This window comes from Nitratireductor basaltis, assembly GCF_000733725.1.
Taxonomy (GTDB): Bacteria; Pseudomonadota; Alphaproteobacteria; order Rhizobiales; family Rhizobiaceae; genus Chelativorans; species Chelativorans basaltis.
Map to the genome: position 1 here is coordinate 1,029,771 of NZ_JMQM01000001.1, position 24,958 is coordinate 1,054,728.

A 24,958-nucleotide genomic window follows, 5' to 3' on the forward strand; every position below is an offset into this window, starting at 1 on the left:
GGGCACATCGCATTTCATGAGCGATAGAGCGCCCACGACCAGTACTGTTGCAATTGACCACTGCGTCTTGCCAGTGGCCTCGCTTGCAGTGGCACGTGAACGCTATGAGGCGCTTGGCTTCACGGTCGCGCCGGATGCATTACATCCTTTTGGAACCGGCAATGCCTGCATCTTTTTTGCAGACGGCACCTATCTGGAACCGCTGGCGGTTTGCGACCGGACTGCCTATCGGGATGCTTTGAGCGACCAAAACAGTTTCATCCTGCGTGACAAGAGTTTCAGACAGACGCAGGGCAATGAGGGATTTTCCGCACTCGCCCTGAAAACCGACGACGCTCGGGCAGATCATGAGCGCTTCCTTCTGTCGGGCAACTCTGCCGGTGCTCCCGTAGAGTTTGCACGTCCTCTGAAAGGGCCTGACGGTTCGACGGGGGAAGCACGATTTCGGTTGGCTTTCTCTGCGCCTGCAGGGACTGGCGGTTTTTGCTTTACCTGCCAGCGCTTGCACCGCTCGGCCATGGGGGGCGGAACCTCGAGCCGGCACGGGAACGGCGTTAGCGGTCTGCTTTCGGTCTCCGTGAAAGTCGGAGACCTCGAGACAGCCCAAATCTATTTCAGCAAGCTCGCCTGTGTTCCTGCCATTGGTACAGAAACCGGCGCGGTGGTTCGGTTCCGGAATTGTGCCGTTCACCTGGAGCAGGATCCCGCGATGCCTGACAGCGACGAGATCCGCTTCGATGCGGTGACATTTTCATGCGCCGACCCGGGAAAGCTTCGTCAAATTCTGACGCGTTCGAATATTGTCTGGCAGGAAAGGAATGGTGCCATACACATTCCGACTGCGCCGGGCCAGGGCGCGACATTCATCTTCAAGGAGAATGATCATGAAGCCTAATACAAGCGTGAAGGTCGGCGATGCGGTATTCGCCAATGACGCTCCGTTCGCGCTCATTGCCGGTCCGTGCCAGATGGAATCGCGCCAGCATGCTTTCGACATGGCCGGCAAGCTCAAGGAACTGACTACCGAGCTTGGTCTTGGCTTCGTCTTCAAGACCAGTTTCGACAAGGCCAATCGCACATCGCTTTCGGGCAAGCGGGGAATGGGGCTGGAAGCAGCCCTTCCGGTCTTTGCGGATATCCGCAAGGAGCTCTCACTGCCCGTGCTGACCGACATCCACAACGAAGAACAATGCGTTGTGGTGGGCGAGGTCGTCGATGTCCTTCAGATTCCGGCCTTTCTCTGCCGACAAACGGATCTGCTCATTGCTGCTGCGAAAACCGGCAAGGTCATCAATGTGAAAAAGGGACAGTTCCTGGCTCCCTGGGATATGGGAAACGTGATCAGCAAGGTCACCGAATCAGGCAATCCCAATGTGCTGGTGACCGAACGCGGGGCATCGTTCGGCTACAATACACTCGTGTCTGACATGCGAGCCCTGCCGCAGATGGCGGAGTTTGGCGCTCCGGTCATCTTTGACGCCACGCATTCCGTTCAGCAGCCGGGCGGGCGAGGCGGGTCGAGCGGTGGTGACCGCCGCTTTGTGGAACCGCTCGCCAGCGCAGCGGTAGCGGTTGGTGTCGCGGGCATTTTCATAGAGACGCATGAAGATCCCGACAATGCACCTTCCGATGGGCCGAACATGGTGCCATTTGCCGACATGAAGCGGTTGCTGGAGCGCCTGATGGCTTTTGACAGTGTTTCAAAGAACACCTGACGCATGCGGTGTCATTGTCTTTTTGACGCCATAGGGTAAGAGAAGCGCGTATTTCTCCGATCAATCCACACGAGTAATGGGGACACACTTCCATGACAGCCATCATCGACATCGTCGGACGTGAAATTCTTGATAGCCGCGGTAATCCGACTGTGGAGGTCGATGTTTACCTTGAAGATGGCTCCATGGGCCGTGCTGCCGTTCCTTCAGGGGCGTCCACAGGCGCGCATGAAGCCGTTGAACTTCGTGATGGTGGTACGCGATATCTCGGCAAGGGTGTAGAGCGCGCTGTCGAGGCCGTGAATGGAGAGATCTTCGAGGCTGTCGGTGGTCTTGAAGCCGAAGAGCAGATGCAGATCGATCAGACGATGATCGACCTCGATGGTACTCCAAACAAGAGCCGTCTTGGTGCGAATGCGATCCTGGGTGTTTCGCTGGCAGTCGCCAAAGCCGCGGCGAATGCTTCCGGGCTGCCGCTCTATCGCTATGTAGGTGGCGCTTCCGCTCACATCCTGCCAGTGCCGATGATGAACATCATCAATGGCGGCGCGCATGCCGACAACCCGATCGATTTTCAGGAATTCATGGTCATCCCGGTTGGCGCGGAATCACTTTCGGAGTCCGTGCGCTGGGGGGCAGAGATTTTCCACACGCTGAAGGCGGGTCTGAAAAAGGCCGGCCACAACACCAATGTGGGTGATGAAGGCGGATTCGCTCCGGGCCTCAACAGCGCACAGGAAGCCCTCGACTTCATCATGGCTTCGGTCGAGAAGGCTGGCTACAAGCCCGGTGAACAGGTCGCCATCGGTCTTGATTGTGCTGCCACCGAGTTTTTCAAGGACGGGAAATATGTCTACGAAGGCGAGGGGACAACACGCGACGCGCAGGCGCAGGCCGAGTATCTTGCCAAGCTTTCGTCCGACTACCCGATCATCTCGATCGAGGACGGCATGGGTGAAGACGACTTCGAAGGCTGGAAGATTCTGACAGAACTGGCTGGCGACCGCGTCCAGCTCGTCGGTGACGATCTTTTCGTGACCAATTCAGCCCGCCTGAATGACGGCATCGGCATGGGAATCGCCAACTCGATCCTCGTGAAGGTGAACCAGATCGGCACGCTGACGGAGACGCTGGACGCGGTCGAGACGGCGCACAAGGCTGGCTACACCGCCGTGATGTCGCATCGCTCGGGCGAGACCGAGGACTCCACCATCGCCGATCTGGCCGTTGCCACCAATTGCGGGCAGATCAAGACCGGATCGCTGGCGCGTTCGGACCGGCTGGCAAAGTACAACCAGCTTATCCGTATCGAGCAGCAGCTTGGGCGTCAGGCGCGCTACCACGGCAAGAAGATGCTGCGCGGCTGATATCTCGCAGTATCCCGACAGTTGTCATGGGAGGTGCATCGGGATGCCGGTGCACCTCTTTTTCATTTGCTATCGCAACATAACGGTCCATTAAGCAAAATCGGGCGATATGCGGCAGAGAAGGAGAATTTCTCGGCATGTGGACCCGCCATCACAAAAGACGCAATACCGGTCGGCTGATCGTTCCGATGATCGCCTGCGTCGTGCTGGCTTATTTCAGCTATCACGCCTATCATGGCCGCTACGGGATCAACTCCAAGGCCAGCCTTGAGGCGAGGCTGGAACTGCTTGAAGCACAGCATCAAAAGATTGTCTCGTCACGGGTGAAGCTGGAAGAGAGGCTTGCGCTGCTGCAGGACGGATCCGTGGAGCGGGACATGCTCGATGAACAGGCGCGGCGCGCACTCAATCTCGCCCAGGATCGTGAATTGGTGATCTTTAGGGTGCAGCGCAGCAATTAACCGGTATTCGGTTAATTGCTTTTTTCCCTATGTGTTAGAACGGTTTAGCTGCATAGCTGGCATGCATTTTCCGCATGGCGGAACGGTTCTTGCCATGCTAGCCTTTTGGCAACTGCTGCTGCGCGCTCCGTTTCCCTGGCTGGAAGCGGGGCGCTGCAGTGCGCGGTATCGTTTAGCCTGCAGGGCCGATGGTTTCATGTCGAAACCTGTCTCCACAAAAAGGGGAGCGGCCCGATGCAAGACTTTAGGGAGTGACCGATGGCGACATCCGCCAGGAAAGCCTCATCGAAGTCGGCACCCAGCCGTTCCAAGGGTACGCCCCAGACGGCTGTTGCTGCTGCCAACGCGGTGAAGACACCCGAGCCAGCCGATTTCAAGAAGGAAGACGAACTGAAGGCCTATGAGGAGATGCTCCTCATCCGCCGTTTCGAGGAGAAGGCGGGCCAGCTTTACGGCATGGGGCTGATCGGTGGTTTCTGCCACCTCTATATCGGTCAGGAAGCCGTGGTTGTCGGTATGCAGATGTCGCTCAAGGAGGGTGATCAGGTCATCACCGGTTACCGTGATCACGGCCACATGCTTGCAACCGGAATGGAAGCACGTGGTGTGATGGCAGAGCTTACCGGTCGCCGTGGAGGCTACTCCAAGGGCAAGGGCGGCTCCATGCACATGTTCTCGAAAGAGAAGCATTTCTATGGCGGTCACGGCATCGTGGGCGCACAGGTGTCGCTGGGTACCGGTCTGGCCTTCGCGAATCGGTATCGCGGCAATGACAGTGTCTCTCTGACCTATTTCGGCGATGGCGCGGCCAATCAGGGTCAGGTCTATGAAAGCTTCAACATGGCTTCGCTGTGGAAGCTTCCGGTGGTCTACATCATCGAGAACAACCGCTACGCCATGGGTACATCCGTTTCGCGTTCATCCGCTGAAACCGATTTCTCCATGCGCGGCATCTCCTTCAAGATACCGGGCATCCAGGTCGACGGCATGGATGTGCGTGCCGTGAAGGCTGCCGGCGATCTTGCCGTCGAGTGGTGCCGTTCCGGCAAGGGTCCGATCATCCTCGAGATGCAGACCTATCGCTATCGCGGGCACTCCATGTCCGATCCGGCCAAGTACCGGACGAAGGAGGAAGTGCAGAAGATGCGCTCCGAGCAGGATCCGATCGAGCAGGTGAAGAACCGTCTGATCGAGAAGAAGTGGGCGAGCGAGGACGACCTGAAGGCCATCGACAAGAAGGTTCGCGAAGTGGTCGCCGATTCCGCCGAATTCGCTCAGAACGACCCCGAGCCGGATGTATCCGAGCTCTATACCGACATTCTGCTCTAAGGGGGACGCATCCATGCCAACGGAAATTCTCATGCCCGCGCTTTCCCCGACCATGGAGGAAGGCAATCTTGCCAAGTGGCTCAAGAAGGAAGGTGACAGCGTTGCTCCTGGCGACGTGATTGCCGAGATCGAAACCGACAAGGCCACGATGGAAGTCGAAGCCGTCGACGAAGGCACGATCGGGAAGATCCTGATCGAAGAGGGAACGGAAGGCGTGAAGGTCAACACGCCTATCGCCGTACTTCTCGAAGAAGGCGAAAGCGCTGACGATCTGGACAAGTCCGCATCCAGCGCGCCAGCGAAGGATTCCGAAGCACCTGCCGAGGAAGCATCTTCCCAGCAGAACGAAGAGGCCCCCAAGGCCGCTGCTGCGCCCAAGTCTGTCAAGCAGGAGCTTCCTTCCGATCCGGATATTCCGGAAGGCACCGAGATGGTTCCGACCACCGTTCGCGAGGCGCTTCGCGACGCGATGGCCGAAGAAATGCGCCGCGACGAGGATGTCTTCGTCATGGGTGAAGAAGTCGCCGAGTATCAAGGCGCCTACAAGATTACCCAGGGGTTGCTCGATGAGTTCGGCGACCGCCGCGTTGTCGACACGCCGATCACAGAACATGGTTTTGCCGGTGTCGGTGTCGGTGCCGCCTTTGCCGGTTTGAAGCCGATTGTCGAGTTCATGACCTTCAACTTTGCCATGCAGGCGATGGACCAGATCATCAACTCGGCAGCCAAGACCCTCTATATGGCAGGCGGCCAGATGGGTGCGCCGATCGTGTTCCGTGGCCCGAACGGTGCTGCTGCACGTGTCGCAGCCCAGCACAGCCAGGACTATGCGGCGTGGTACGGCCATATTCCGGGTCTCAAGGTCGTCATGCCCTACACCGCAGCGGATGCGAAGGGCTTGTTGAAAGCAGCCATCCGTGACCCCAATCCGGTGGTTTTCCTCGAGAACGAGATTCTCTACGGGCAGACCTTCGACGTGCCGAAGATGGATGACTTCGTGCTGCCCATCGGCAAGGCGCGCATTCACAAGATTGGTACGGACGCGACCATCGTCTCCTTCGGCATCGGCATGACCTATGCGGTCAAGGCCGCCGAGGAACTGGCCGGCGAAGGTCTTGATGTGGAGATCATCGATCTGCGCACGATCCGTCCGCTTGATCTCGATACGGTTATCGAGTCGGTGAAGAAGACGAACCGTCTTGTGACAGTCGAGGAAGGCTTCCCGCAGTCGTCCGTGGGCGATCACATCGCTGCCCAGGTGATGCAGCGTGCATTTGACTATCTCGATGCACCGGTCATCACCATCACGGGCAAGGATGTGCCGATGCCTTATGCGGCCAATCTTGAAAAGCTGGCTCTGCCCAATGTGGCGGAAGTGGTCGAAGCGGTGAAAGCCGTTTCCTACCGGAACTGAGGGAGCAGTCTTCATGCCGATCAAGATCACAATGCCTGCGCTCTCACCAACCATGGAAGAGGGCAACCTCGCCAAGTGGCTGGTGAAAGAAGGCGATACCGTCTCGGCCGGTGATGTCATTGCCGAGATCGAGACGGACAAGGCGACGATGGAAGTCGAGGCCGTGGACGAAGGCACGGTGGCAAAGCTTGTCGTTTCCGAAGGCACCGAGGGCGTGAAGGTCAATGCCCTCATCGCGGTTCTGGCAGAAGAAGGCGAGGATGCATCCGAGGCAGCCAAGGCGGCGGAAGGTGGCGAAAGTGCACCTGCCAAGGAAGCTCCGAAGGCTGAGGAAAAGAAGGACGAGCCTGCTCCAGCAAAGGCTGAAGCTTCTGCGAAAGCGGAGGCCGCACCATCCAAGAGCGACGACGCTGCGAAGGGTGAACGCGTTTTTGCCTCGCCTCTCGCGCGCCGAATCGCCAAGGACGCAGGTATCGACCTCAAGACCTTGAAGGGCAGTGGTCCAAAAGGCCGGATCGTCAAGGCTGACGTGGAGAAGGCCAGGGAAGAAGGTGTTCCTGCGGGCAAGGCCGCGGATGCACCTGCGGCAGCGTCAGCAGCCAAGCCCATGTCCGACGATGCCGTTCTCAAGCTGTTCGAGGAAGGCTCCTACGAGCTTGTGCCGCATGATTCCATGCGCAAGACCATCGCGCGGCGTCTGGTCGAGGCGAAGAGCACGATTCCGCATTTCTATCTGACGGTGGATTGCGAGCTCGACGCGCTGCTGAAGCTTCGCAAGGAGCTGAATGCGGCGGCGCCCGTGGTAAAGACCGACGACGGCGAGAAGCCTGCCTACAAGCTTTCGGTCAATGATATGGTCATCAAAGCCATGGCCATGGCGCTGCAGGCGGTGCCGGACGCTAATGTATCGTGGACAGAGGCCAATATGGTCCGCCACAAACATGCCGATGTCGGCGTTGCGGTCTCAATTCCCGGTGGCCTCATAACGCCGATCATTCGCAAGGCGGAACAGAAGACGCTGTCTGCCATCTCAAACGAAATGAAAGATCTGGCGGGCCGGGCTCGTAACCGCAAGCTGAAGCCTGAGGAATATCAGGGTGGCAGCACTGCGGTTTCCAATTTGGGCATGTTCGGCATCAAGGATTTCTCCGCAGTCATCAACCCGCCCCATGCGACCATTCTGGCCGTTGGTGCTGGCGAGCAGCGTCCGGTCGTCAAGGATGGCGAACTGGCCGTTGCGACGGTGATGTCCGCCACGCTTTCCACCGATCACCGTGCGGTCGACGGTGTTCTTGGCGCGGAGCTTCTGGCAGCATTCAAGCGTCTCATCGAGAACCCGATGGGCATGCTGGTCTAAGCGGGAATGTCCGTCATGAAGACCATCCTGTGCTATGGCGATTCCCTGACCTGGGGTTACGATCCGCAAGGTCCGGGACGCCATGCGTTCGAAACGCGCTGGCCAAGTGTACTTGGTCGCGTCCTTTCAGGCGATGCGCAGGTGATTGCTGAAGGTCTGAACGGGCGAACCACCGCATTTGACGACTTCACGGCAGGCATTGATCGGAACGGGGCGCGGCTTTTGCCGAGCATCCTTTCCACTCATGCTCCGCTCGATCTCGTCATCATCATGCTCGGCACCAATGACATGAAGCGCTTCCTGTGCGGGCATGCCATCGGTGCCGCGAAAGGCATGCGGCGGCTGGTGGAGATTGTCCAGACCCATGTCTATCCGTTCGAACAGGCCGCGCCAAAGGTCCTGCTCGTCTCGCCACCGCATGCAGTCGCCACCTCAAACGGCGATTTCCAGCAGGTATTTGAGGGGGCGTTGGAAGAAAGTGCGAAGCTGGCTGGTCTTTACCGGGATGTAGCGGACGTTTCGGGCGCAGGTTTCTTCGACGCGGCTTCCGTGGCCAATGCCAGCCCGATCGACGGCATCCATCTCGATGCGGCCAACACACGTTCCATCGGTGAGGCACTCGCCAGGCCGGTTAAGGAAATTCTCGCGCTTTAGGCTTCGCGCCCGAGCGCTTCCGGAAGGGCAATGGTCCTTCTCACTCATTGCGGGATGCCTGCGGGTGTCCATGATTGAAGGAGACACAGTCAGTGGCTGATTCCTACGACGTTATCATCATCGGTTCAGGCCCCGGCGGCTATGTGACTGCGGCGCGCGCATCGCAGCTCGGTTTGAAAACGGCCATTGTCGAGCGCGAGCATCTGGGCGGCATCTGCCTGAACTGGGGTTGTATCCCGACAAAGGCGCTGCTGCGTTCCGCTGAGATCAAGGAATTTGCCGAGCATGCCGACCAGTATGGTCTGAAGCTTGAGGGCAAGGTGACGGCTGACACTGCGGCTGTGGTCGATCGCTCCCGCAAGGTTTCGCTGCGCCTGAATGGCGGCGTCGAGTTCCTCATGAAGAAGAACAAGGTCGACGTGATCTGGGGTGAGGCCAAGATCACCGGCAAGGGTGAAGTGACAGTCGCCGCACCGAAGAAGAAGGCCATGGAGCCGCAGCCGCCCAAGCCCAAGAAGACCTTGGGTGAGGGGACCTACAAGGCAAAACACATCATCGTTGCTACCGGTGCGCGCCCGCGCGTTCTGCCGGGCATCGAGCCTGATGGCAAGCTGATCTGGACCTATTTCGAGGCGATGGTGCCGAAGGAAATGCCCAAGTCGCTGATCGTGATGGGTTCCGGTGCAATCGGCATCGAATTTGCCAGCTTCTATCGCAGTATGGGCGCTGATGTGACCGTGGTTGAGCTCATGCCGCAGATCATGCCGGTGGAGGATGTAGAAGTATCCAAATTTGCCAAGCGCCAGCTTGAAAAGCAGGGCATGAAGTTCAAGCTCGAAGCCAAGGTGACCAAGGTCGAGAAGAGCGGCGACAGCGTCACCGCGCATGTCGAGACCAAGGATGGCAAGGTCGAGAAGATCACGGCCGATCGTCTTATTTCCGCAGTGGGCGTTCAGGGAAATACGGAAAATCTCGGTCTGGAAGAGATCGGCGTGAAAGTTGAACGCGGCACGGTCGTTGTCGATGGCTATGGCCGCACCAATGTCGAGGGCATTTATGCAATCGGCGATGTTGCCGGTGCGCCGATGCTTGCGCACAAGGCCGAGCATGAGGGTGTCATCTGCGTGGAGAAGATCGCCGGTGTTCCAGGCGTTCATCCGCTCGACAAGGGCAAGATCCCCGGTTGCACCTATTGCCACCCTCAGGTGGCGTCTGTCGGTCTGACCGAGGCCAAGGCCAAGGAAGCCGGCCGCGATATTCGCGTCGGCAAGTTCCAATTCGGCGCGAATGGCAAGGCTATTGCGCTGGGTGAAGACCAGGGCTTCATCAAGACCATTCTCGACAAGAAGACGGGTGAGCTTCTGGGTGCCCATATGGTGGGTGCCGAAGTCACCGAACTCATTCAGGGCTTCGTGATCGCGATGAATCTCGAGACTACCGAAGAAGAGCTGATGCACACGGTCTTCCCCCATCCGACGCTGTCGGAGATGATGAAGGAAAGCGTGCTTGATGCCTATGGGCGCACATTGAACGCCTAGCGCCGTTGGTGAGGGCAGGGGTTGACGCCTGCCCCGTAAACTGGTTGGCGTGAACCCGAATGCCTATATGGGCGAAGGAGCAGAGAATGGAACCGGATCTAGCCATCATGTCCATGCCGGGTGTCGGCTTCATCGGAATGCTGCTGATCGGTTTTCTCGCAGGGTATATCGCCGAGAAGACGATGAACCGCGACCACGGCGTCCTCACCAATATCCTGGTGGGAATTGCGGGGTCTTTCGTTGGCGGAACCGTTGCCAGCGTGGTTGGGATCGAGTTCTACGGATTTCTGGGCAATCTGGTCGTGGCAACTGCCGGTGCGATCCTCATTCTCTGGCTCTTCGGGCGGTCGGAAAAGCCGCGCGCACGATAGGAAGAAGCTATGGTCACCATTCTCGACAACCGCGCCGCCAAGCCGCGCCCTCGCCATCCCGAGAAGGCTCATCGGCCTGATCAGGAGGTCATGCGCAAGCCGAAATGGATTCGCGTGAAGGCCCCGACATCCAAAGGGTATCTCGAAACGCGCGAGATCGTGAAAACGAACAAGCTCGTCACGGTCTGCGAGGAAGCCGGTTGCCCGAATATCGGCGAGTGCTGGGACAAGAAGCACGCGACCTTCATGATCATGGGTGAAATCTGCACCCGTGCCTGCGCTTTCTGCAATGTCGCCACAGGCATTCCTGCCCCGCTTGATCTGGATGAGCCGGCCAATGTGGCCAAGGCCGTTGTCGAGATGGGCCTGAAGCATGTCGTCATCACTTCCGTGGATCGCGACGATCTGAAGGATGGCGGTGCGCAGCATTTCGCCGACGTGATCCTCGCCATCAGGGCAGCTTCGCCGGAGACGACCATCGAGATCCTGACGCCGGACTTCCTGCGCAAGGATGGTGCTCTGGAGATCGTCGTTGCAGCCCGGCCCGACGTCTTCAACCACAATCTGGAGACGGTTGCCTCAAATTATCTGACGGTTCGGCCCGGTGCGCGCTATTTCCACTCGATCCGGCTGCTTCAGCGCGTGAAAGAGCTTGATCCATCCATCTTCACCAAGTCGGGCATCATGGTCGGTCTTGGCGAGGAGCGGAACGAGGTTCTGCAGCTCATGGATGACCTGCGTTCGGCGGATGTCGATTTCATCACGATCGGCCAGTATCTGCAGCCAACCCGCAAGCATCACCCGATCAAGAAATTCGTCACACCGGAGGAGTTCCAGTCCTACGAGACGGTTGCCTATTCCAAGGGCTTTCTGATGGTTTCCTCCAGCCCGCTGACCCGCTCCTCTCATCACGCTGGCGAAGATTTCGAGCGGCTGCGTGCAGCGCGCGAAGCAAAGCTGAATGCTGTTGCCAAGTCGGCGTGATCGTCAGCAATGCCGAAGCATGAGACCGTAAAGCGGGTGAACCACAGCGCGAAGGAGATGTTCGCGCTGGTGGCCGATGTGGAAGCCTATCCGGAATTCGTGCCCATGTGCGAGGCACTTGTGGTGCGTTCGGAAAAGGAACGCGATGGCGTGCGCATTCTCGTGGCGGACATGACTGTAGGCTACAAGGCCATCCGCGAGACATTCACGAGCCAGGTCGTGCTCAAGCCCGAAGAGAGCCTGATCGAGGTCCGCTATATCGACGGGCCGTTCCGCTTTCTGCAGAACCGCTGGTTCTTCGAGGAAGTCTCAGAGGGTGTCTGCGACATCCACTTCTTCATCGAATACGAGTTCAAGAACCGCATGCTCGGCATGTTGATGGGCGCTATGTTCGACCGCGCCTTTCGCATGTTCACCGATGCCTTCGAAAAGCGGGCCGACCGCGTCTATGGTGTTGCCTCGGTTTGAGGTTTTGCCTTCTCGGCTGCTTCAAGCACCATCTGAAGCGCGGTCAACACACTGTCGCGCCTGACAATCGCACGCCCCTCCGGTGCGAAACTGCGTCTTTCCGTCACGACAGGCAAACCGGCTACGGCCAAGCCGAACCAGACCAGCCCGACGGGCTTGTCAGGGCTGCCTCCGCCGGGACCCGCAATGCCGGTGATGGAAACAGCAATATCGGCGTGGGAATTGCGCAGGGCTCCATCCGCCATTTCGCGCGCGCATTCCTTGGAAACCGCACCGTGCTGTTTGATGGTCTGGGGGTCCACTCCCAGCATCTCGACCTTGGCCTCGTTGGTATAGGTAACAAAGCCACGGTCCAGGACCTCAGAAGCTCCGTTGATATCCGTGATCGCGCCTGCAACCAGGCCACCGGTGCAGGATTCTGCCGTGGCCAGCATCAGACCGCGTTGTTGAAGCGTCCTCAACACCTTGCCCGCCAGAATTTCCGTGTCGCTCATTTCATCCTCACTCCGGCAGTTGGCCGGGATAGACCACACTGGCAGTCGCGATGGCCGCAATACCTTCCTCGCGTCCCACGAAGCCGAGTTTTTCGTTGGTTGTAGCCTTGACCGATATTCGGTCCTCAGAAATGCAAAGCATCCGTGCAAGTTCCGCTGTCATGGCTTCACGATGTGGGCCGATCCTCGGCGCTTCGCAAATCAGGGTGATGTCAGCATTGGCAATCCTGCCGCCGCGCTGGCGCACGATTTTTACCGCGTGTTCGACGAACAAATGTGAAGCTGCGCCTTTCCATTGAGGATCCGAGGGTGGAAAGTGCGTGCCGATATCGCCTGCGCCGCATGTGGCCAGCAGCGCATCCGTGAGCGCATGGAGCCCAACATCCGCGTCCGAATGGCCAGAGAGTTTCTTGGCATGCGGTATCTGCACTCCGCATAGCGTGACGAATTCGCCATCCTCGAAAGAATGAACATCATAGCCGTTGCCAGTGCGTACATCCGGATAATTCATGGAGAGCGCCTTCATTTTCTGATCGGCCGCCTGCAGGTCTTCCGGCCAGGTTATCTTCGTGTTGGCAGCAGAGCCGCGCACGAGCTTCATGCGAAGTCCTGCCCATTCGGCTATGGCAGAATCATCCGTGAAATCCATAAAGGATTGCGCGTGAGCGACCTCATGCGCCTTGTGGATCCTGGCATAGGGAAACCCTTGAGGCGTTTGGGCTGCGAAGAGATTCTCGCGCGATACCGTTTCACCGACCAGTTTGTCTTCAGTGCCCCGTTTGAGGGTATCGGACACTGCCAGAGCGGGTAACACGCCGTGATCTTCGTCAATGGCTTCAATCACACGGTCCAGGAGCTTCGCGTCCACGAAAGGACGCACGGCATCATGAATCAGAACCTTTTCCGGGTTCCAGGTGCTCAACGCTTCCAGAGCGCGCAGGGTCGAAGCCTGACGGGTGGAGCCGCCAGTGACGGAGGATACGCGTTCTTCCAGTCCCTTCACGGCATCGGCAAAGAGCGCGGCATCGTCTTCATGTATGGCGACAACCACGGGTCCAATTGCCGGATGCTGCAGAAAATGTTCGAGCGTGTGACGGATGACGGGCTTGCCGGCGATGGTCCGATATTGCTTCGGCCCAGTGGTCAGCCCGCCGGCGCGCTCGCCACGGCCTGCCGCGACCAGAACAACCGCGACGCCCGTTATCTCATTGCGCAGTTCATGTGTCATGGGGCGAGGATTAGAACGCTCGCCTCCAAAATGCCAATCCTGATTTGCACAGAGCAGTGCCGTGTCATTTCGTGCGTTTGGCGGATTGCCAATGCTGGCGCAAATGTCTACAAATTAATCAGATGAAAATGGTGCCCTAATTTTGAGCATGTCCGACATCTCCATTCTTGCCGAGCCGCTGCTGGTCGGTAGTGTGACCTTGAGGAATCGGGTCTTTCTGGCCCCCATGTCCGGGGTGACCGACCTGCCGTTTCGCCGACGCGCACATGGTCATGGTGCCGGCCTTGTCGTTTCGGAAATGGTGGCCAGCGGTGAACTGGCGAAAGGGCGGGATGAGAGCGCCCGGCGCATCAATCGGCCAGACATAGATGTGCATATGGTGCAATTGGCTGGCCGAGAAGCCTATTGGATGGCCGAGGCGGCCAGAATCGCGGAGGCTGGCGGCGCCGACATCATCGATATCAATATGGGCTGTCCTGCAAAGAAGGTCACCGGCGGATATTCCGGCTCTGCCTTGATGCGGGAGCCTGAACATGCGCTCACGCTGATCGAAGCCGTCGTCAAGGCCGTCACTGTTCCGGTTACATTGAAAATGCGCCTCGGTTGGGACGAGAACAGCCACAACGCCCCGGACATCGCGGCTCAAGCCGAAGCGGCAGGCGTCCAGATGATCACGATCCATGGACGCACGCGCTGCCAATTTTACAAAGGTGAAGCAGACTGGGATGCCATCCGTGCCGTAAGTCAGGCCGTCCGTGTGCCAGTAGTCGCCAATGGGGATGTGAAAGACGTCCGGGATCTTCCGTCCATCCTGCAGAAATCAGGTGCGGACGCAGTGATGGTCGGCCGCGCGCACTATGGGGCGCCCTGGACTGCCGGTATGTTGGCGAATGCTGCTCGAGGCGTTGCGCAGGCAGGGGCAGCGCTTCCGGACAATCCGGCGGAGTATGTTGCCGCGCATTACGAAGACATGCTTTCGCTCTACGGGATACGGCGCGGCGTGCAGCACTCGCGCAAGCATCTTGGGTGGTATGCGGAGCGTTTTGCGCCTGATCTGAGCCTGGAAAAGCGCAAGATGCTGATGACTCAGACCGATCCCGCAGTGGCGCTCACGGCAATTCGCCAGCTGTTTCCAACAAATTCGGAAAATCAACGGAGACTTGTCGCTTGAGCCTTGATTTGGACCCGGCACCCGGCACCGCAGCAACAACAGCGCAGCTGGCGCTCAATGCACTCGGGCATCCCGTCATCATGGTGGATGAAGGGGGCTATATCACCTTCGCCAACGCAGAAGCTGAAGACTTCTTCAGGGTCAGTGCTGCCGTTCTCAGCAGGAACAGGCTTTGCGACTATGTACCGTTCGGCAGCCCGCTTCTGACGCTTGTCGAACAGGCACAGGAAAGGCGCGCGGCATTCAACGAATATCGGGTAGACATTTCTTCTCCCCGACTTGGCTCTGATCGGTTGGTCGATATCTATGTCGCCCCCGTGGCGGAGCTCTCAAATCATGTCGTGGTGATGTTCCTCGAGCGGGGGATGGCGGAGAAGATCGACCGTCAGATGACACATCGCGGTGCTGCCCGTTCCGTCTCTGGGCTTGCTGCCATGCTCGCGCACGAGATCAAGAACCCGCTTTCCGGTATTCGTGGTGCAGCGCAGCTTCTTGAAAGCGTGGTCACGGATGCCGACCGGCCCCTTGCCCGGCTCATCACGGAGGAAACCGATCGGATCGTTGCGCTTGTAGATCGCATGGAGGTCTTTTCCGATGAGCGTCCTGTCGATCGCGAGCCGGTCAATATTCATGTCGTTCTGGACCACGTGAAGGCAATTGCAAGCAACGGCTTCGCTAGGAACATCACCATCACGGAACGGTATGATCCATCGCTTCCTCCCATTCTGGCCAATCGTGACCAGCTCGTGCAGGTATTCATAAACCTGTTGAAGAATGCAGCAGAAGCCATTGGAAATGCAGGTGATGGCGAGATCACTATTTCCACGGCCTTCAGGCCAGGCATTCGCTTCTCCGTGCCGGGGACGAAAGAGCGGGTTTCGCTGCCTATGGAATTTTGCGTTCACGACAATGGTCCGGGTGTCTCGCCCGATATCCAATCGATCATCTTTGATCCTTTCATCACCACCAAGCAGAACGGTTCCGGTCTAGGGCTGGCACTGGTGGCCAAGATCGTGGGAGCGCATGGCGGAGTGATCGAATGCGACTCCACGTCGCGTGGCACCACCTTCCGGGTTCTGATGCCTGCCTGGCGGGAGCGGGATGCAGAACGCGCCGGAAATTCCAGCGAGGGGCAGAAGCCATGACCATACGCGGCAACATTCTTGTCGCCGATGACGATGCGGCGATCCGTACCGTCCTCAATCAGGCGCTATCACGTGTGGGACACCAGGTGAGGGTCACCTCGAATGCCGCTGCTCTGTGGAAGTGGGTGGCGGCCGGTGAAGGCGATCTTGTCATCACCGATGTCGTCATGCCCGATGAAAACGCGTTCGATCTGTTGCCGCGCATCAAGAAGGCGCGGCCGGACCTGCCCGTCATCGTCATGAGTGCGCAGAACACCTTCATGACAGCAATCAGAGCATCAGAGGCCGGTGCCTATGAATATCTGCCAAAGCCATTCGATCTGAGCGAATTGCTCAGCATTGTGGGTCGGGCGCTGGCCGAGCCCAAGACAGCGAAAAGCAACGACAAGCCTGCAGAAAATTCGGAGAAAATGCCTCTGATCGGCCGTTCGGCGGCCATGCAGGACATCTATCGCATGCTTGCGCGCATGATGCAGACGGATCTCACCGTCATGATCAATGGTGAGAGCGGGACCGGAAAGGAATTGGTGGCGCGGGCTCTGCACGAGTTCGGCCGGCGCAGCAGGGGGCCGTTCGTTGCGATCAACATGGCGGCAATTCCCCGCGATCTCATCGAGTCGGAGCTTTTCGGCCACGAGAAGGGTGCGTTTACCGGGGCGCAACATCGTTCCTCCGGTCGCTTCGAGCAGGCAGAGGGGGGCACACTCTTCCTTGATGAGATCGGCGACATGCCGATGGAAGCGCAGACGCGTCTCTTGCGCGTGCTTCAACAAGGTGAATACACGACCGTCGGGGGACGCACGCCGATCAAGACCGATGTGCGTATCGTCGCTGCGACCAACAAGGATCTCCGATCCCTGATCAATCAGGGCCTGTTCCGGGAAGATCTGTTCTATCGGCTGAATGTGGTTCCGCTGCGTTTGCCGCCCTTGAGGGAGCGCGCAGAAGACATTCCCGATCTGGTGAGGCATTTCTTCGAGTTGGCCGAGCGGGAAGGGCTGCAGTCAAAGCGGGTTTCGCGAGCCGGACTGGATGCGATGATGCGCTACCCCTGGCCGGGGAATGTGCGCGAACTGGAAAATCTTGTACGCCGTCTTTCCGCGCTTTATCCACAGGACGAGATCTCGGAGGAAATCGTTCTGAGCGAGCTTGGCAGCAATTCGGTTACGCCGCAGCTGCCGGCATCGGAGAGCGTGCTGCCGGAGAATGTCTCATTGGGCCAGGCCGTGGAGCAGTATCTGCAGCGTCATTTCAGCTCCTTTGGCGCAGAACTCCCGCCACCGGGGCTCTACCAACGCATTCTGGCGGAAGTAGAGTACCCGCTGGTTCTGGCAGCCCTTGCCGCAACGCAGGGCAATCAAATCAAGGCGTCGGAACTGCTCGGGGTAAATCGCAATACGCTGCGCAAGAAAATCCGGGAGCTTGGCGTGGATGTCTTCAAGGCAACCAGACATAGACAGGTCTCCTGACGAGACATTCCGACCACAGCTGATTTTGACCTTTGGCGGTGCGATGTTGCAATGTCGCCACATTGCGTTGCATATCTGCAACGTGACTTCGTGTGGCGGGATAATCAAAAGTCTAGCATCTCATGAGTAACTCAGCACCAGCCATGGCTGCTACGGGCACCTATCAGGGGAACGAAGAGAGGCGCAGACTTCTTGCGCTGCCGGGGCTCATTTCGGCGCTGGGTGCACTCATATCTGCAGGTCTGTCCTTCGCGGTGCTGCTGGGTTTCACGCCGGTCAATCCGGATGCGACGACGACCCTCGCACTGATCGGCATCAACGCGTTCTTCCTGATACTCCTTTTGTCCCTGATCATCCGGGAAGCCTTGCGCATCTACGCAGCGCGCAGAGGTGGGAAGGCGGCATCGCGGCTTCATGTGCGGATCGTGACGATGTTCTCGTTGATCGCGGCTATTCCCGCAATTCTCGTCGCGATCATTGCTTCGATCACCCTCGACTACGGTCTGGACCGCTGGTTCAATCTACGCACCCGCGTGATCGTGCAGTCGTCGCTGTCGATTGCCGAGGCCTATGAGCGCGACAACGCGCTGAACCTGCAGGGCACGACGCTTTCCATGGCGATCGATCTCGACCGGATGCGCAGCCTCTACAATCTCGACCGCACGGGTTTTCGCCAGCGTCTGACACAACAGGCGATGATCAGGGGACTGGCATATGCCCTTTTGATCAAGGAAGACGGGTCTCTCATCATGGGGGCGGAAATCCCCGAGCAGGACACCGTGCCCGCACCGCCCGCGGACGCGTTGAAGCTTGCGGCAGATCGGATGCCCAATCTGTTCGAATTGCCGCCCGGTAATCTGATCGGGACCATCATCAAGCTGAAGGCGATCCCGGACGCCTATCTCTATACGGCGCGGGAGCTGGATTCGCAGGTCATCAAAGCGCAGAAACTTGTTGCCGACAATACCGACGAATACAGCGCGCTCGAACAGAATCGAATGCAGACACAGCTCGCCTATGCGCTTGTCTATCTCGTCGTTACCCTGGCAATCGTGCTTGCGGCCATCTGGACCGGCATTGCAGTCGCTGATCGGATCGTTCGTCCGATCCGCCAGCTGATCGGTGCGGCTGACGCCGTGTCGCATGGAAATCTCGATGTCGCGGTGCCGGTGCGTGCATCGGATGGAGACGTGGCCTCGCTTGGCGACACCTTCAACAAGATGACGCTGCAGCTGAAGACGCAGCGCAACGAGTTGATCAGCGCCCGCGACGTGATCGATGAGCGCCGCCGCTTCAACGAAGCCGTCCTGGCCGGCGTGACGGCCGGTGTGATTGGTGTGGATGGCGAGGGAACGGTATCGATCGTCAACCGGTCCGCGGAACGGATGCTGGCCCTGAACGAGAAAGAGGCGATCGGACAGAAACTATCGGCCGTGCTTCCGCAAGTTGGCGCCGTTTTCGAGAAAGGTCGTGAAGCAGGGCGCAAGGTCTATCGCGAACAGGTCACGTTCTATCGCTCGGGCGCCGAGCGGACTTTCAATATCCAGCTGACGACCGAGGAGAGCGGAGAGTTGAGTGATGAGCGATCATTCGTCGTGACCGTTGATGACATCACCGATCTTGTTCAGGCGCAGCGCTCGTCGGCATGGGCCGACGTTGCGCGACGCATCGCACATGAGATTAAGAATCCGCTGACGCCCATCCAGCTTTCGGCCGAACGCATCCGGCGCCGCTACGGGAAGGTGATTACCGAAGATCGTGACGTGTTCGACCAATGTACGGACACGATTATCCGTCAGGTTGGTGATATCGGTCGCATGGTGGATGAGTTTTCCGCATTTGCGCGCATGCCGAAGCCGGACATCCAGAAGCTCGATTTGCGCGAGCCGTTGCGCGAGGCATCATTTCTGGTGGAGGTTTCGCGGTCGGATATCGCGTTCGAACGCGACCTTGGGTCGGAACCTCTGCCCGGTCGCTTCGATTCCCGGCTGATGAGCCAGGCATTCGGGAACATCATCAAGAATGCTGCCGAAGCCATCGATGGCGACCGCGAAGATCGCAAACCCGGGCGGATCAGGGTGAGTGCGCGTCGCGTCGATCAGATGATCGAGGTCAAGGTGACCGACAACGGCAAGGGGTTGCCGCGCAAGAACAGGCAGCGTCTTCTCGAGCCCTACATGACCACACGAGAAAAGGGCACGGGCCTGGGCCTTGCGATCGTGAAGAAGATTATCGAAGACCATGGCGGACATCTCGAACTTCACGATGCACCGCCGGACTTTGACGGTGGGGGCGGTGCTGAGATCCGTCTGTACCTGCCAGCCGAAGACGCAGGCCCCGCGTCATCCGAGAAGCATATTGATGAAGTAAAGAAGGTCCAAAATGGCGTCTGACATACTGGTCATCGACGACGAGGAAGACATTCGCGAGCTCGTCGCCGGAATCTTGAGCGATGAAGGCCATGAAACGCGCACCGCTGGTGACAGCGATGCGGCATTTGCGGCCATCGAGGCGCGTGTACCGCGCCTGGTCCTGCTCGATATCTGGTTGCAGGGCTCGAAGCTGGACGGCCTCGGCATTCTGGACAAGATCAAGCAGATGCATCCCGAGTTGCCGGTGATCATGATCTCCGGTCACGGGACGATCGAAACCGCAGTGTCCGCGATCAAGCGCGGCGCATACGACTTCATCGAAAAACCCTTCAAGGCGGATCGCCTTCTTCTGATCTGCGAGCGCGCGCTGGAGACCTCCAAATTGCGCAGGGAAGTCTCCGACCTCAAGAAGCGTACGGGTGACAGCGTCGAGCTTATCGGCGAATCTCAATCCGTCCATCACCTGCGCCAGACGATCGAGCGCGTCGCGCCTTCGAACAGTCGCATCATGCTGATCGGTCCGTCTGGTTCGGGCAAGGAAATGGTGGCGCGTGCCATTCATGCACAAAGCCTGCGGGCGCAGGGACCGTTCGTATCCGTCAATGCGGCGAGCATCACCCCGGAGCGGATGGAGATCGAGCTCTTCGGTACCGAAGCGAATGGCAGTGAACGGAAGGTGGGTGCGCTCGAAGAGGCACATGGAGGCACGCTCTATCTTGATGAAGTCGCCGACATGCCGCGTGAGACACAGGCCAAGATACTGCGTGTTCTGGTCGACCAGCAGTTTGAGCGCGTCGGCGGCACGAAGCGTGTGAAAGTGGATGTGCGCATCATTTCCTCCACTGCGCAGGATCTTGAAGGAATGATCGCAGAGGGCGCATTCAGGCAGGATCTGTACCATCGTTTGGCAGTGGTTCCGGTGAAGGTGCCGGCACTTGCGGAGCGAAGGGAAGACATTCCGCTTCTCGTGGATCATTTCATGGATCAGATCGTGAAACAGCTGGGTATCCGGCCGCGTGTGCTTGGTCCTGACGCTCTGGCCGTGTTGCAGGCGCATAACTGGCCCGGCAATCTGCGCCAGCTTCGCAACAATATCGAGCGGCTTCTCATCCTCACACGGGATGAGGAGCAGAACGCACCCATCACCGCCGACCTCTTGCCTGCTGAGATCGGCGACGTCATGCCCCGAGTGCCAAACCAGACCGATCAACACATCATGGCCTTGCCGTTGCGCGAGGCGAGGGAGATGTTCGAGAAGGAATATCTATTGGCACAGATCAATCGTTTTGGTGGCAACATCTCGCGTACGGCCGAATTTATCGGTATGGAACGCTCAGCCCTGCACAGAAAACTCAAATCGCTGGGCGTCTAGTTGTTCTGACAAGGCCAGGGAGCAGGCCCCATGAAGGTCATCATTTGCGGCGCAGGCCGGGTTGGCTACGGCATTGCCGAGCGTCTGGCTGCTGAACAGAACGACGTTTCCGTTATCGACACGTCCGCCGAACTCATCCGGACAATGCGCGACACGCTGGATGTACGTGGTTTTGTCGGCCATGGTGCGCATCCCGACATCATGGCTGCGGCTGGTGCCGAACAGGCGGACATGATCATCGCAGTCACGCTGTACGACGAAGTCAACATGACGGCCTGCCAGGTGGCCCATTCGCTGTTCAACGTTCCGACAAAGGTCGCGCGCATACGTTCGCAGTCATATCTGCATCCCCACTACATGGATCTGTTCTCGCGTGATCATCTGCCCATCGATGTGATCATTTCGCCGGAAATGGAAGTTGGCGAGATGGTTCTGCGGCGCATCGCGCTGCCCGGTGCCACGGATGTGGTGCGATTTGCCGATGGTCATGTGGCCATGGTCGCCATCGAGTGTCTGGATGAGTGCCCGGTGATCAATACACCGCTGTCACAGCTGACTGAGCTCTTCCCGGATCTTCCTTCCACCGTGGTCGGCGTATCTCGCGGGGGGAAGCTGTTTGTCCCGCATTCGGGCGACCAGCTGATGGCCGGTGACATGGCCTATGTGATCACCACCAAGGAACAGGTGCGGCGAACCCTAGGCCTCTTCGGTCATGACGAGACCGAGGCAACGCGCATCGTCATTGCCGGCGGCGGCAATATCGGGCTCTATGTCGCGCGGGCGCTGGAACGCAAGCAGAGCCGCACCAAGGTCAAGATCATCGAGAGCAGTCGCGAGCGGGCCGTGAAGATCGCCGACGAACTGCGCCGAACGGTGGTTCTGCATGGCAGTGCGTTGGAGCAGAAGCTTCTGCTTGAGGCCGATATCGACCATGCCGACCTGATGGTGGCGCTGACCAATGACGACCAGGTCAACATCCTGTCGAGCGTGATCGCCAAGCAGCTTGGCTGCCGGTCCAATCTCGTCTTGATCAACAATCCGACCTATCACGATTTCGCCAAGACCCTTGGCATCGACGCGCATATGAATCCGCGTGCGGTCACGATTTCCAAGGTTTTGCAGCATGTTCGCCGCGGACGTATTCGCGCGGTCCATAACGTGCAGCGCGGTGCGGCCGAGATCATCGAAGCCGAAGCGCTGGAAACGTCGCCGCTGGTTGGCCCGCCCTTGGCCGAACAGGAACTGCCCGACGGCATGCGCATCGGTGCGGTCTATCGTAATGGCGAAGTGCTGAAGCCTTCCGGCTCCATGCGGATCAAGCCGAAGGACCGGGTTGTCATTTTCGCGTTGGAAAATGCAGTCCGTCAGGTCGAACAGCTTTTCCGGGTAAGTCTCGAATTTTTCTGATGAAGCTCCTGCGGGCTTCAGTTTTGCGAGGGGATTTCAGATGCCACGTATTGCATATGTGAATGGCCGATATGTCAGACATGCCGATGCGGCAGTTCACATCGAGGATCGCGGCTACCAGTTTGCGGACGGTGTCTACGAGGTGTGTGAAGTGGCCAGGGGCTTCATCATCGACATGACCCGTCACCTCGACCGGCTAGGCCGTTCGCTTTCGGAACTGTCGATCGGTTGGCCGATGAATCGCAAGGCTCTGGAATTCGTTCTTCGCGAGGTTGTTCGCCGCAACCAGGTGAAGAATGGGCTCGTCTATCTGCAGGTCACCCGCGGTGTTGCGCCTCGTGACCATTTCTTCCCCACCATTCCGGTGAGACCTGCACTGGTCGTGACCGCAAAGAAAACGGATCCAGCGATTGCAAACAAGAAGGCGGAACAAGGCGTGGGTGTCATCACCGTGCCTGAGAACCGCTGGGACCGCGTGGACATCAAGACAGTGGGATTGCTTCCCAATGTACTGGTCAAGCAGCAGGCTAAGGAGGCATCTGCTGCCGAGGCCTGGTTTGTGGATGAAGACGGCAGAGTGAAGGAAGGCGGCTCCACCAATGCATGGATCGTCACCAAGGATGGCACTCTCGTGACCCGACCAGCCGATTTCGGGATACTGCGTGGGGTGACTCGTGCAACGCTCATGGACCTGGCGGCCAAACTCGGGCTCAAGGTCGAGGAACGCGCGTTCAGCGTGGATGAAGCCTATGAGGCCCGCGAAGCATTCATCACAGCTGCATCGACAGTCGTGATGCCGGTGGTGCGCATCAATGATCGTTCGGTCGCCAATGGGCATCCAGGAGAGACCGCGCGCAAGTTGCGGGAAGCATTTTTTGACATTGCGGAAAAAAGTCCTGCCTGATACGACGCGAAACGGGGACACTACCGCAAGCAGCATTGTGTGGGGAATGGCGTCCGCACGCTTGACAGGGCAGGGGCATTTTTGCGCTACTGCCTCCCGCCCGCAGGGTAAGATGAAAGAAAAAAACAATGGCGGAACGTTCGCAAAACTTGCAGGATCTTTTCCTGAACACCGTACGCAAGAGCAAGAACCCGTTGACGATCTTTCTGATCAACGGCGTGAAGCTTACTGGCGTGGTGACCTCCTTCGATAATTTCTGCGTCCTTCTGCGTCGCGACGGGCATTCGCAGCTTGTTTACAAGCATGCAATCTCGACGATCATGCCGAGCCAGCCGGTTCAGCTGTTCGAAGCGGAAGAGGGCGCTCGGGAAGGCTGATTGACCGACTGGGAAAGCCCTTCCGACGGTTCCTTTCGCACACTGCCGGCTGAGAATGCCAGCGGTGCGACAGCCATTGTGCTTGTTCCGGTTCTGCCGCGCCATTTCGCGAAGAACAGCGATGAGGGAAACGCCGACACCATCCCCCTGACTCCGGATGCGCGGCTTGACGAAGCGGTCGGCCTTGCAGCGGCCATCGAGCTTGAGGTCGCCCACGCGGAGACCGCCATCGTCAATGCGCCACGTCCGGGCACGCTGATCGGTACGGGCAAGGTTGAAGAGGTCGCTGCGCTCGTAAAAGAGCTGGAAGCGGAACTGGTGGTTGTTGATCACCAGCTTTCACCGGTGCAGCAACGCAATCTTGAGAAGGCGTTCAGGGCAAAGGTTCTGGACCGGACCGGCCTTATTCTGGAGATCTTCGGTCGGCGCGCCCGCACGAAGGAAGGTCGGCTGCAGGTTGATCTTGCCCATCTGGAATATCAGCGCGGACGGCTGGTCCGGAGCTGGACCCACCTTGAGCGCCAGCGTGGCGGCGGTGGCTTCATGGGTGGTCCGGGCGAAACGCAGATCGAGGCGGATCGTCGGCTTCTGCAGGAGCGAATCGTTCGTATAAAGCGCGAACTTGAGACGGTGCGACGCACCCGTGACCTGCATCGGGCAAAGCGACAGAAGGTTCCGTTCCCGGTGGTTGCCATTGTCGGCTATACCAATGCGGGAAAATCCACGCTGTTCAACCGGCTGACCGGGGCAACGGTGATGGCAGAGGACATGCTGTTTGCCACGCTGGACCCGACCTTGCGGCGCGTACGCTTCCCGCATGGCACGATTGCCATTCTTTCCGATACGGTCGGCTTCATCTCGGACCTGCCGACACATCTGGTTGCCGCTTTTCGTGCCACGCTTGAAGAAGTCGTGGAGGCGGATTTCATTATTCACGTCCGCGACATATCCGATCCCAACGCGTCAGCGCATGCCGCCAATGTCCAGGATGTTCTCAAGAGCCTTGGTGTCGATGTCGCCGACGACAAGCGCATCATCGAGGTTCTGAACAAGATCGACCTTCTGGACGAGGGAGCGAATGCGGCCCTGGCGCACGCGCAAAACCGAAGTTCAATCGCGATCTCGGCCGTCAGCGGGCAGGGTATAGATGCGCTCCTGCAAGAGATCGAACGGCGGGTCGCAGGCGTTCTGGAAGAAATCACGATCGAGGTGTCACCAGCGAAAATGGGGACACTTGATTGGATCTACAGGAACAGCCAAGTGCTTTCCCGCCGCGACAATGACGATGGCTCCCTGACCCTCACGCTTCGGGCTACCGAGATGGCCCGCGAAGAGATCAGAGGCAGACTTTCCGCATAAAA

Annotated in this window: 23 protein-coding genes; 21 read left to right on the forward strand and 2 right to left on the reverse strand. The window is 58.6% G+C overall.

From position 1 onward, the window contains the following. Nucleotides 1-16 precede the first annotated feature (16 nt). The 12 genes from EL18_RS04900 (at nucleotide 17) to EL18_RS04955 (ending at nucleotide 11,658) form a co-directional block, all read left to right on the forward strand. A complete protein-coding gene (locus EL18_RS04900) occupies nucleotides 17-895 on the forward strand; it encodes a VOC family protein (RefSeq protein ID WP_036480383.1) in 879 nt (292 codons plus the stop codon). Beyond that, nucleotides 885-1,715, forward strand: coding sequence for a 3-deoxy-8-phosphooctulonate synthase (gene kdsA / locus EL18_RS04905; protein ID WP_036480386.1), 831 nt, complete (start codon nucleotides 885-887; stop codon nucleotides 1,713-1,715). The genes EL18_RS04900 and kdsA overlap by 11 nt, the downstream gene beginning before the upstream one ends. A 92-nt stretch (nucleotides 1,716-1,807) precedes the next feature. Further along, nucleotides 1,808-3,082, forward strand: a complete 1,275-nt coding sequence (gene eno / locus EL18_RS04910; RefSeq protein WP_036480388.1) for a phosphopyruvate hydratase — start codon at nucleotides 1,808-1,810, stop codon at nucleotides 3,080-3,082. Nucleotides 3,083-3,219: 137 nt separating this feature from the next. Continuing rightward, entirely contained in the window at nucleotides 3,220-3,543 is a 324-nt protein-coding gene (locus EL18_RS04915; protein WP_036480392.1) for an FtsB family cell division protein, read from the forward strand. Nucleotides 3,544-3,801: 258 nt separating this feature from the next. Continuing rightward, nucleotides 3,802-4,872 (forward strand): pyruvate dehydrogenase (acetyl-transferring) E1 component subunit alpha, encoded by a 1,071-nt coding sequence (pdhA, locus tag EL18_RS04920; protein ID WP_036480395.1) that lies wholly within the window; start codon nucleotides 3,802-3,804, stop codon nucleotides 4,870-4,872. Between the two features lie 13 nt (nucleotides 4,873-4,885). Continuing rightward, complete coding sequence (locus EL18_RS04925) at nucleotides 4,886-6,286, forward strand: pyruvate dehydrogenase complex E1 component subunit beta (protein ID WP_036480398.1); 1,401 nt, start codon at nucleotides 4,886-4,888, stop codon at nucleotides 6,284-6,286. A gap of 13 nt (nucleotides 6,287-6,299) precedes the next feature. After that, entirely contained in the window at nucleotides 6,300-7,643 is a 1,344-nt protein-coding gene (locus EL18_RS04930; protein ID WP_036480402.1) for a pyruvate dehydrogenase complex dihydrolipoamide acetyltransferase, read from the forward strand. A 15-nt stretch (nucleotides 7,644-7,658) separates the two neighbouring features. After that, nucleotides 7,659-8,297, forward strand: a complete 639-nt coding sequence (locus EL18_RS04935; RefSeq protein ID WP_036483993.1) for an SGNH/GDSL hydrolase family protein — start codon at nucleotides 7,659-7,661, stop codon at nucleotides 8,295-8,297. Between the two features lie 92 nt (nucleotides 8,298-8,389). Next, nucleotides 8,390-9,835, forward strand: coding sequence for a dihydrolipoyl dehydrogenase (lpdA, locus tag EL18_RS04940; protein ID WP_036480405.1), 1,446 nt, complete (start codon nucleotides 8,390-8,392; stop codon nucleotides 9,833-9,835). Between the two features lie 86 nt (nucleotides 9,836-9,921). Continuing rightward, entirely contained in the window at nucleotides 9,922-10,206 is a 285-nt protein-coding gene (locus EL18_RS04945; protein WP_036480408.1) for a GlsB/YeaQ/YmgE family stress response membrane protein, read from the forward strand. Nucleotides 10,207-10,215: 9 nt separating this feature from the next. Further along, a complete protein-coding gene (gene lipA, locus EL18_RS04950) occupies nucleotides 10,216-11,190 on the forward strand; it encodes a lipoyl synthase (protein ID WP_036480412.1) in 975 nt (324 codons plus the stop codon). Nucleotides 11,191-11,199: 9 nt separating this feature from the next. Further along, nucleotides 11,200-11,658 (forward strand): type II toxin-antitoxin system RatA family toxin, encoded by a 459-nt coding sequence (locus EL18_RS04955; protein WP_036480415.1) that lies wholly within the window; start codon nucleotides 11,200-11,202, stop codon nucleotides 11,656-11,658. On the opposite strand, the gene EL18_RS04960 is transcribed toward EL18_RS04955, so the two are convergent. After that, nucleotides 11,637-12,152 (reverse strand): CinA family protein, encoded by a 516-nt coding sequence (locus tag EL18_RS04960; RefSeq protein ID WP_036480418.1) that lies wholly within the window; start codon nucleotides 12,150-12,152, stop codon nucleotides 11,637-11,639. The genes EL18_RS04955 and EL18_RS04960 overlap by 22 nt on opposite strands. Before the next feature lie 7 nt (nucleotides 12,153-12,159). Continuing rightward, nucleotides 12,160-13,380, reverse strand: a complete 1,221-nt coding sequence (locus EL18_RS04965) for a bifunctional 2-C-methyl-D-erythritol 4-phosphate cytidylyltransferase/2-C-methyl-D-erythritol 2,4-cyclodiphosphate synthase (protein ID WP_036480421.1) — start codon at nucleotides 13,378-13,380, stop codon at nucleotides 12,160-12,162. Nucleotides 13,381-13,528: 148 nt separating this feature from the next. Between EL18_RS04965 and dusB the strand changes: the two genes are divergently transcribed. The 9 genes from dusB (at nucleotide 13,529) to hflX (ending at nucleotide 24,956) form a co-directional block, all read left to right on the forward strand. Beyond that, nucleotides 13,529-14,551: a tRNA dihydrouridine synthase DusB gene (gene dusB / locus EL18_RS04970; protein WP_036480424.1), complete on the forward strand. Its 1,023-nt coding sequence runs from the start codon at nucleotides 13,529-13,531 to the stop codon at nucleotides 14,549-14,551. Beyond that, entirely contained in the window at nucleotides 14,548-15,696 is a 1,149-nt protein-coding gene (locus EL18_RS04975; protein ID WP_081871091.1) for a two-component system sensor histidine kinase NtrB, read from the forward strand. Before dusB ends, EL18_RS04975 begins: the two co-directional genes overlap by 4 nt. Continuing rightward, nucleotides 15,693-17,165, forward strand: coding sequence for a nitrogen regulation protein NR(I) (gene ntrC, locus EL18_RS04980; RefSeq protein ID WP_036480426.1), 1,473 nt, complete (start codon nucleotides 15,693-15,695; stop codon nucleotides 17,163-17,165). Before EL18_RS04975 ends, ntrC begins: the two co-directional genes overlap by 4 nt. Before the next feature lie 122 nt (nucleotides 17,166-17,287). Continuing rightward, nucleotides 17,288-19,558 carry a sensor histidine kinase NtrY-like gene (locus tag EL18_RS04985; RefSeq protein ID WP_036480428.1) on the forward strand — a complete coding sequence of 757 codons (2,271 nt, stop codon included), beginning with the start codon at nucleotides 17,288-17,290 and terminating at the stop codon, nucleotides 19,556-19,558. Continuing rightward, complete coding sequence (ntrX, locus tag EL18_RS04990; RefSeq protein ID WP_036480430.1) at nucleotides 19,548-20,909, forward strand: nitrogen assimilation response regulator NtrX; 1,362 nt, start codon at nucleotides 19,548-19,550, stop codon at nucleotides 20,907-20,909. Before EL18_RS04985 ends, ntrX begins: the two co-directional genes overlap by 11 nt. A 30-nt stretch (nucleotides 20,910-20,939) precedes the next feature. Continuing rightward, nucleotides 20,940-22,316, forward strand: coding sequence for a Trk system potassium transporter TrkA (trkA, locus tag EL18_RS04995; protein ID WP_036480432.1), 1,377 nt, complete (start codon nucleotides 20,940-20,942; stop codon nucleotides 22,314-22,316). A gap of 40 nt (nucleotides 22,317-22,356) precedes the next feature. Next, nucleotides 22,357-23,220, forward strand: coding sequence for a D-amino-acid transaminase (locus EL18_RS05000; protein WP_036480434.1), 864 nt, complete (start codon nucleotides 22,357-22,359; stop codon nucleotides 23,218-23,220). Between the two features lie 128 nt (nucleotides 23,221-23,348). Continuing rightward, nucleotides 23,349-23,597, forward strand: coding sequence for an RNA chaperone Hfq (hfq, locus tag EL18_RS05005; protein ID WP_036480436.1), 249 nt, complete (start codon nucleotides 23,349-23,351; stop codon nucleotides 23,595-23,597). Next, the gene (hflX, locus tag EL18_RS05010) at nucleotides 23,598-24,956 is read left to right on the forward strand and encodes a GTPase HflX (RefSeq protein ID WP_036480438.1); all 1,359 of its coding nucleotides are present in this window, start codon (nucleotides 23,598-23,600) and stop codon (nucleotides 24,954-24,956) included. It begins immediately after the preceding gene. Nucleotides 24,957-24,958: the final 2 nt, after the last annotated feature.

What these genes read in the sequence shown, in the direction of transcription:
- EL18_RS04900 (WP_036480383.1), top strand. Translation starts at nt 17, where the DNA reads ATGAGCGATAGAGCGCCCACGACCAGTACTGTTGCAATTGACCACTGC.
- kdsA (WP_036480386.1), top strand. Translation starts at nt 885, where the DNA reads ATGAAGCCTAATACAAGCGTGAAGGTCGGCGATGCGGTATTCGCCAAT.
- eno (WP_036480388.1), top strand. Translation starts at nt 1,808, where the DNA reads ATGACAGCCATCATCGACATCGTCGGACGTGAAATTCTTGATAGCCGC.
- EL18_RS04915 (WP_036480392.1), top strand. Translation starts at nt 3,220, where the DNA reads ATGTGGACCCGCCATCACAAAAGACGCAATACCGGTCGGCTGATCGTT.
- pdhA (WP_036480395.1), top strand. Translation starts at nt 3,802, where the DNA reads ATGGCGACATCCGCCAGGAAAGCCTCATCGAAGTCGGCACCCAGCCGT.
- EL18_RS04925 (WP_036480398.1), top strand. Translation starts at nt 4,886, where the DNA reads ATGCCAACGGAAATTCTCATGCCCGCGCTTTCCCCGACCATGGAGGAA.
- EL18_RS04930 (WP_036480402.1), top strand. Translation starts at nt 6,300, where the DNA reads ATGCCGATCAAGATCACAATGCCTGCGCTCTCACCAACCATGGAAGAG.
- EL18_RS04935 (WP_036483993.1), top strand. Translation starts at nt 7,659, where the DNA reads ATGAAGACCATCCTGTGCTATGGCGATTCCCTGACCTGGGGTTACGAT.
- EL18_RS04945 (WP_036480408.1), top strand. Translation starts at nt 9,922, where the DNA reads ATGGAACCGGATCTAGCCATCATGTCCATGCCGGGTGTCGGCTTCATC.
- lipA (WP_036480412.1), top strand. Translation starts at nt 10,216, where the DNA reads ATGGTCACCATTCTCGACAACCGCGCCGCCAAGCCGCGCCCTCGCCAT.
- EL18_RS04955 (WP_036480415.1), top strand. Translation starts at nt 11,200, where the DNA reads ATGCCGAAGCATGAGACCGTAAAGCGGGTGAACCACAGCGCGAAGGAG.
- EL18_RS04960 (WP_036480418.1), bottom strand. Translation starts at nt 12,152, where the DNA reads ATGAGCGACACGGAAATTCTGGCGGGCAAGGTGTTGAGGACGCTTCAA.
- EL18_RS04965 (WP_036480421.1), bottom strand. Translation starts at nt 13,380, where the DNA reads ATGACACATGAACTGCGCAATGAGATAACGGGCGTCGCGGTTGTTCTG.
- dusB (WP_036480424.1), top strand. Translation starts at nt 13,529, where the DNA reads ATGTCCGACATCTCCATTCTTGCCGAGCCGCTGCTGGTCGGTAGTGTG.
- ntrC (WP_036480426.1), top strand. Translation starts at nt 15,693, where the DNA reads ATGACCATACGCGGCAACATTCTTGTCGCCGATGACGATGCGGCGATC.
- EL18_RS04985 (WP_036480428.1), top strand. Translation starts at nt 17,288, where the DNA reads ATGAGTAACTCAGCACCAGCCATGGCTGCTACGGGCACCTATCAGGGG.
- ntrX (WP_036480430.1), top strand. Translation starts at nt 19,548, where the DNA reads ATGGCGTCTGACATACTGGTCATCGACGACGAGGAAGACATTCGCGAG.
- trkA (WP_036480432.1), top strand. Translation starts at nt 20,940, where the DNA reads ATGAAGGTCATCATTTGCGGCGCAGGCCGGGTTGGCTACGGCATTGCC.
- EL18_RS05000 (WP_036480434.1), top strand. Translation starts at nt 22,357, where the DNA reads ATGCCACGTATTGCATATGTGAATGGCCGATATGTCAGACATGCCGAT.
- hfq (WP_036480436.1), top strand. Translation starts at nt 23,349, where the DNA reads ATGGCGGAACGTTCGCAAAACTTGCAGGATCTTTTCCTGAACACCGTA.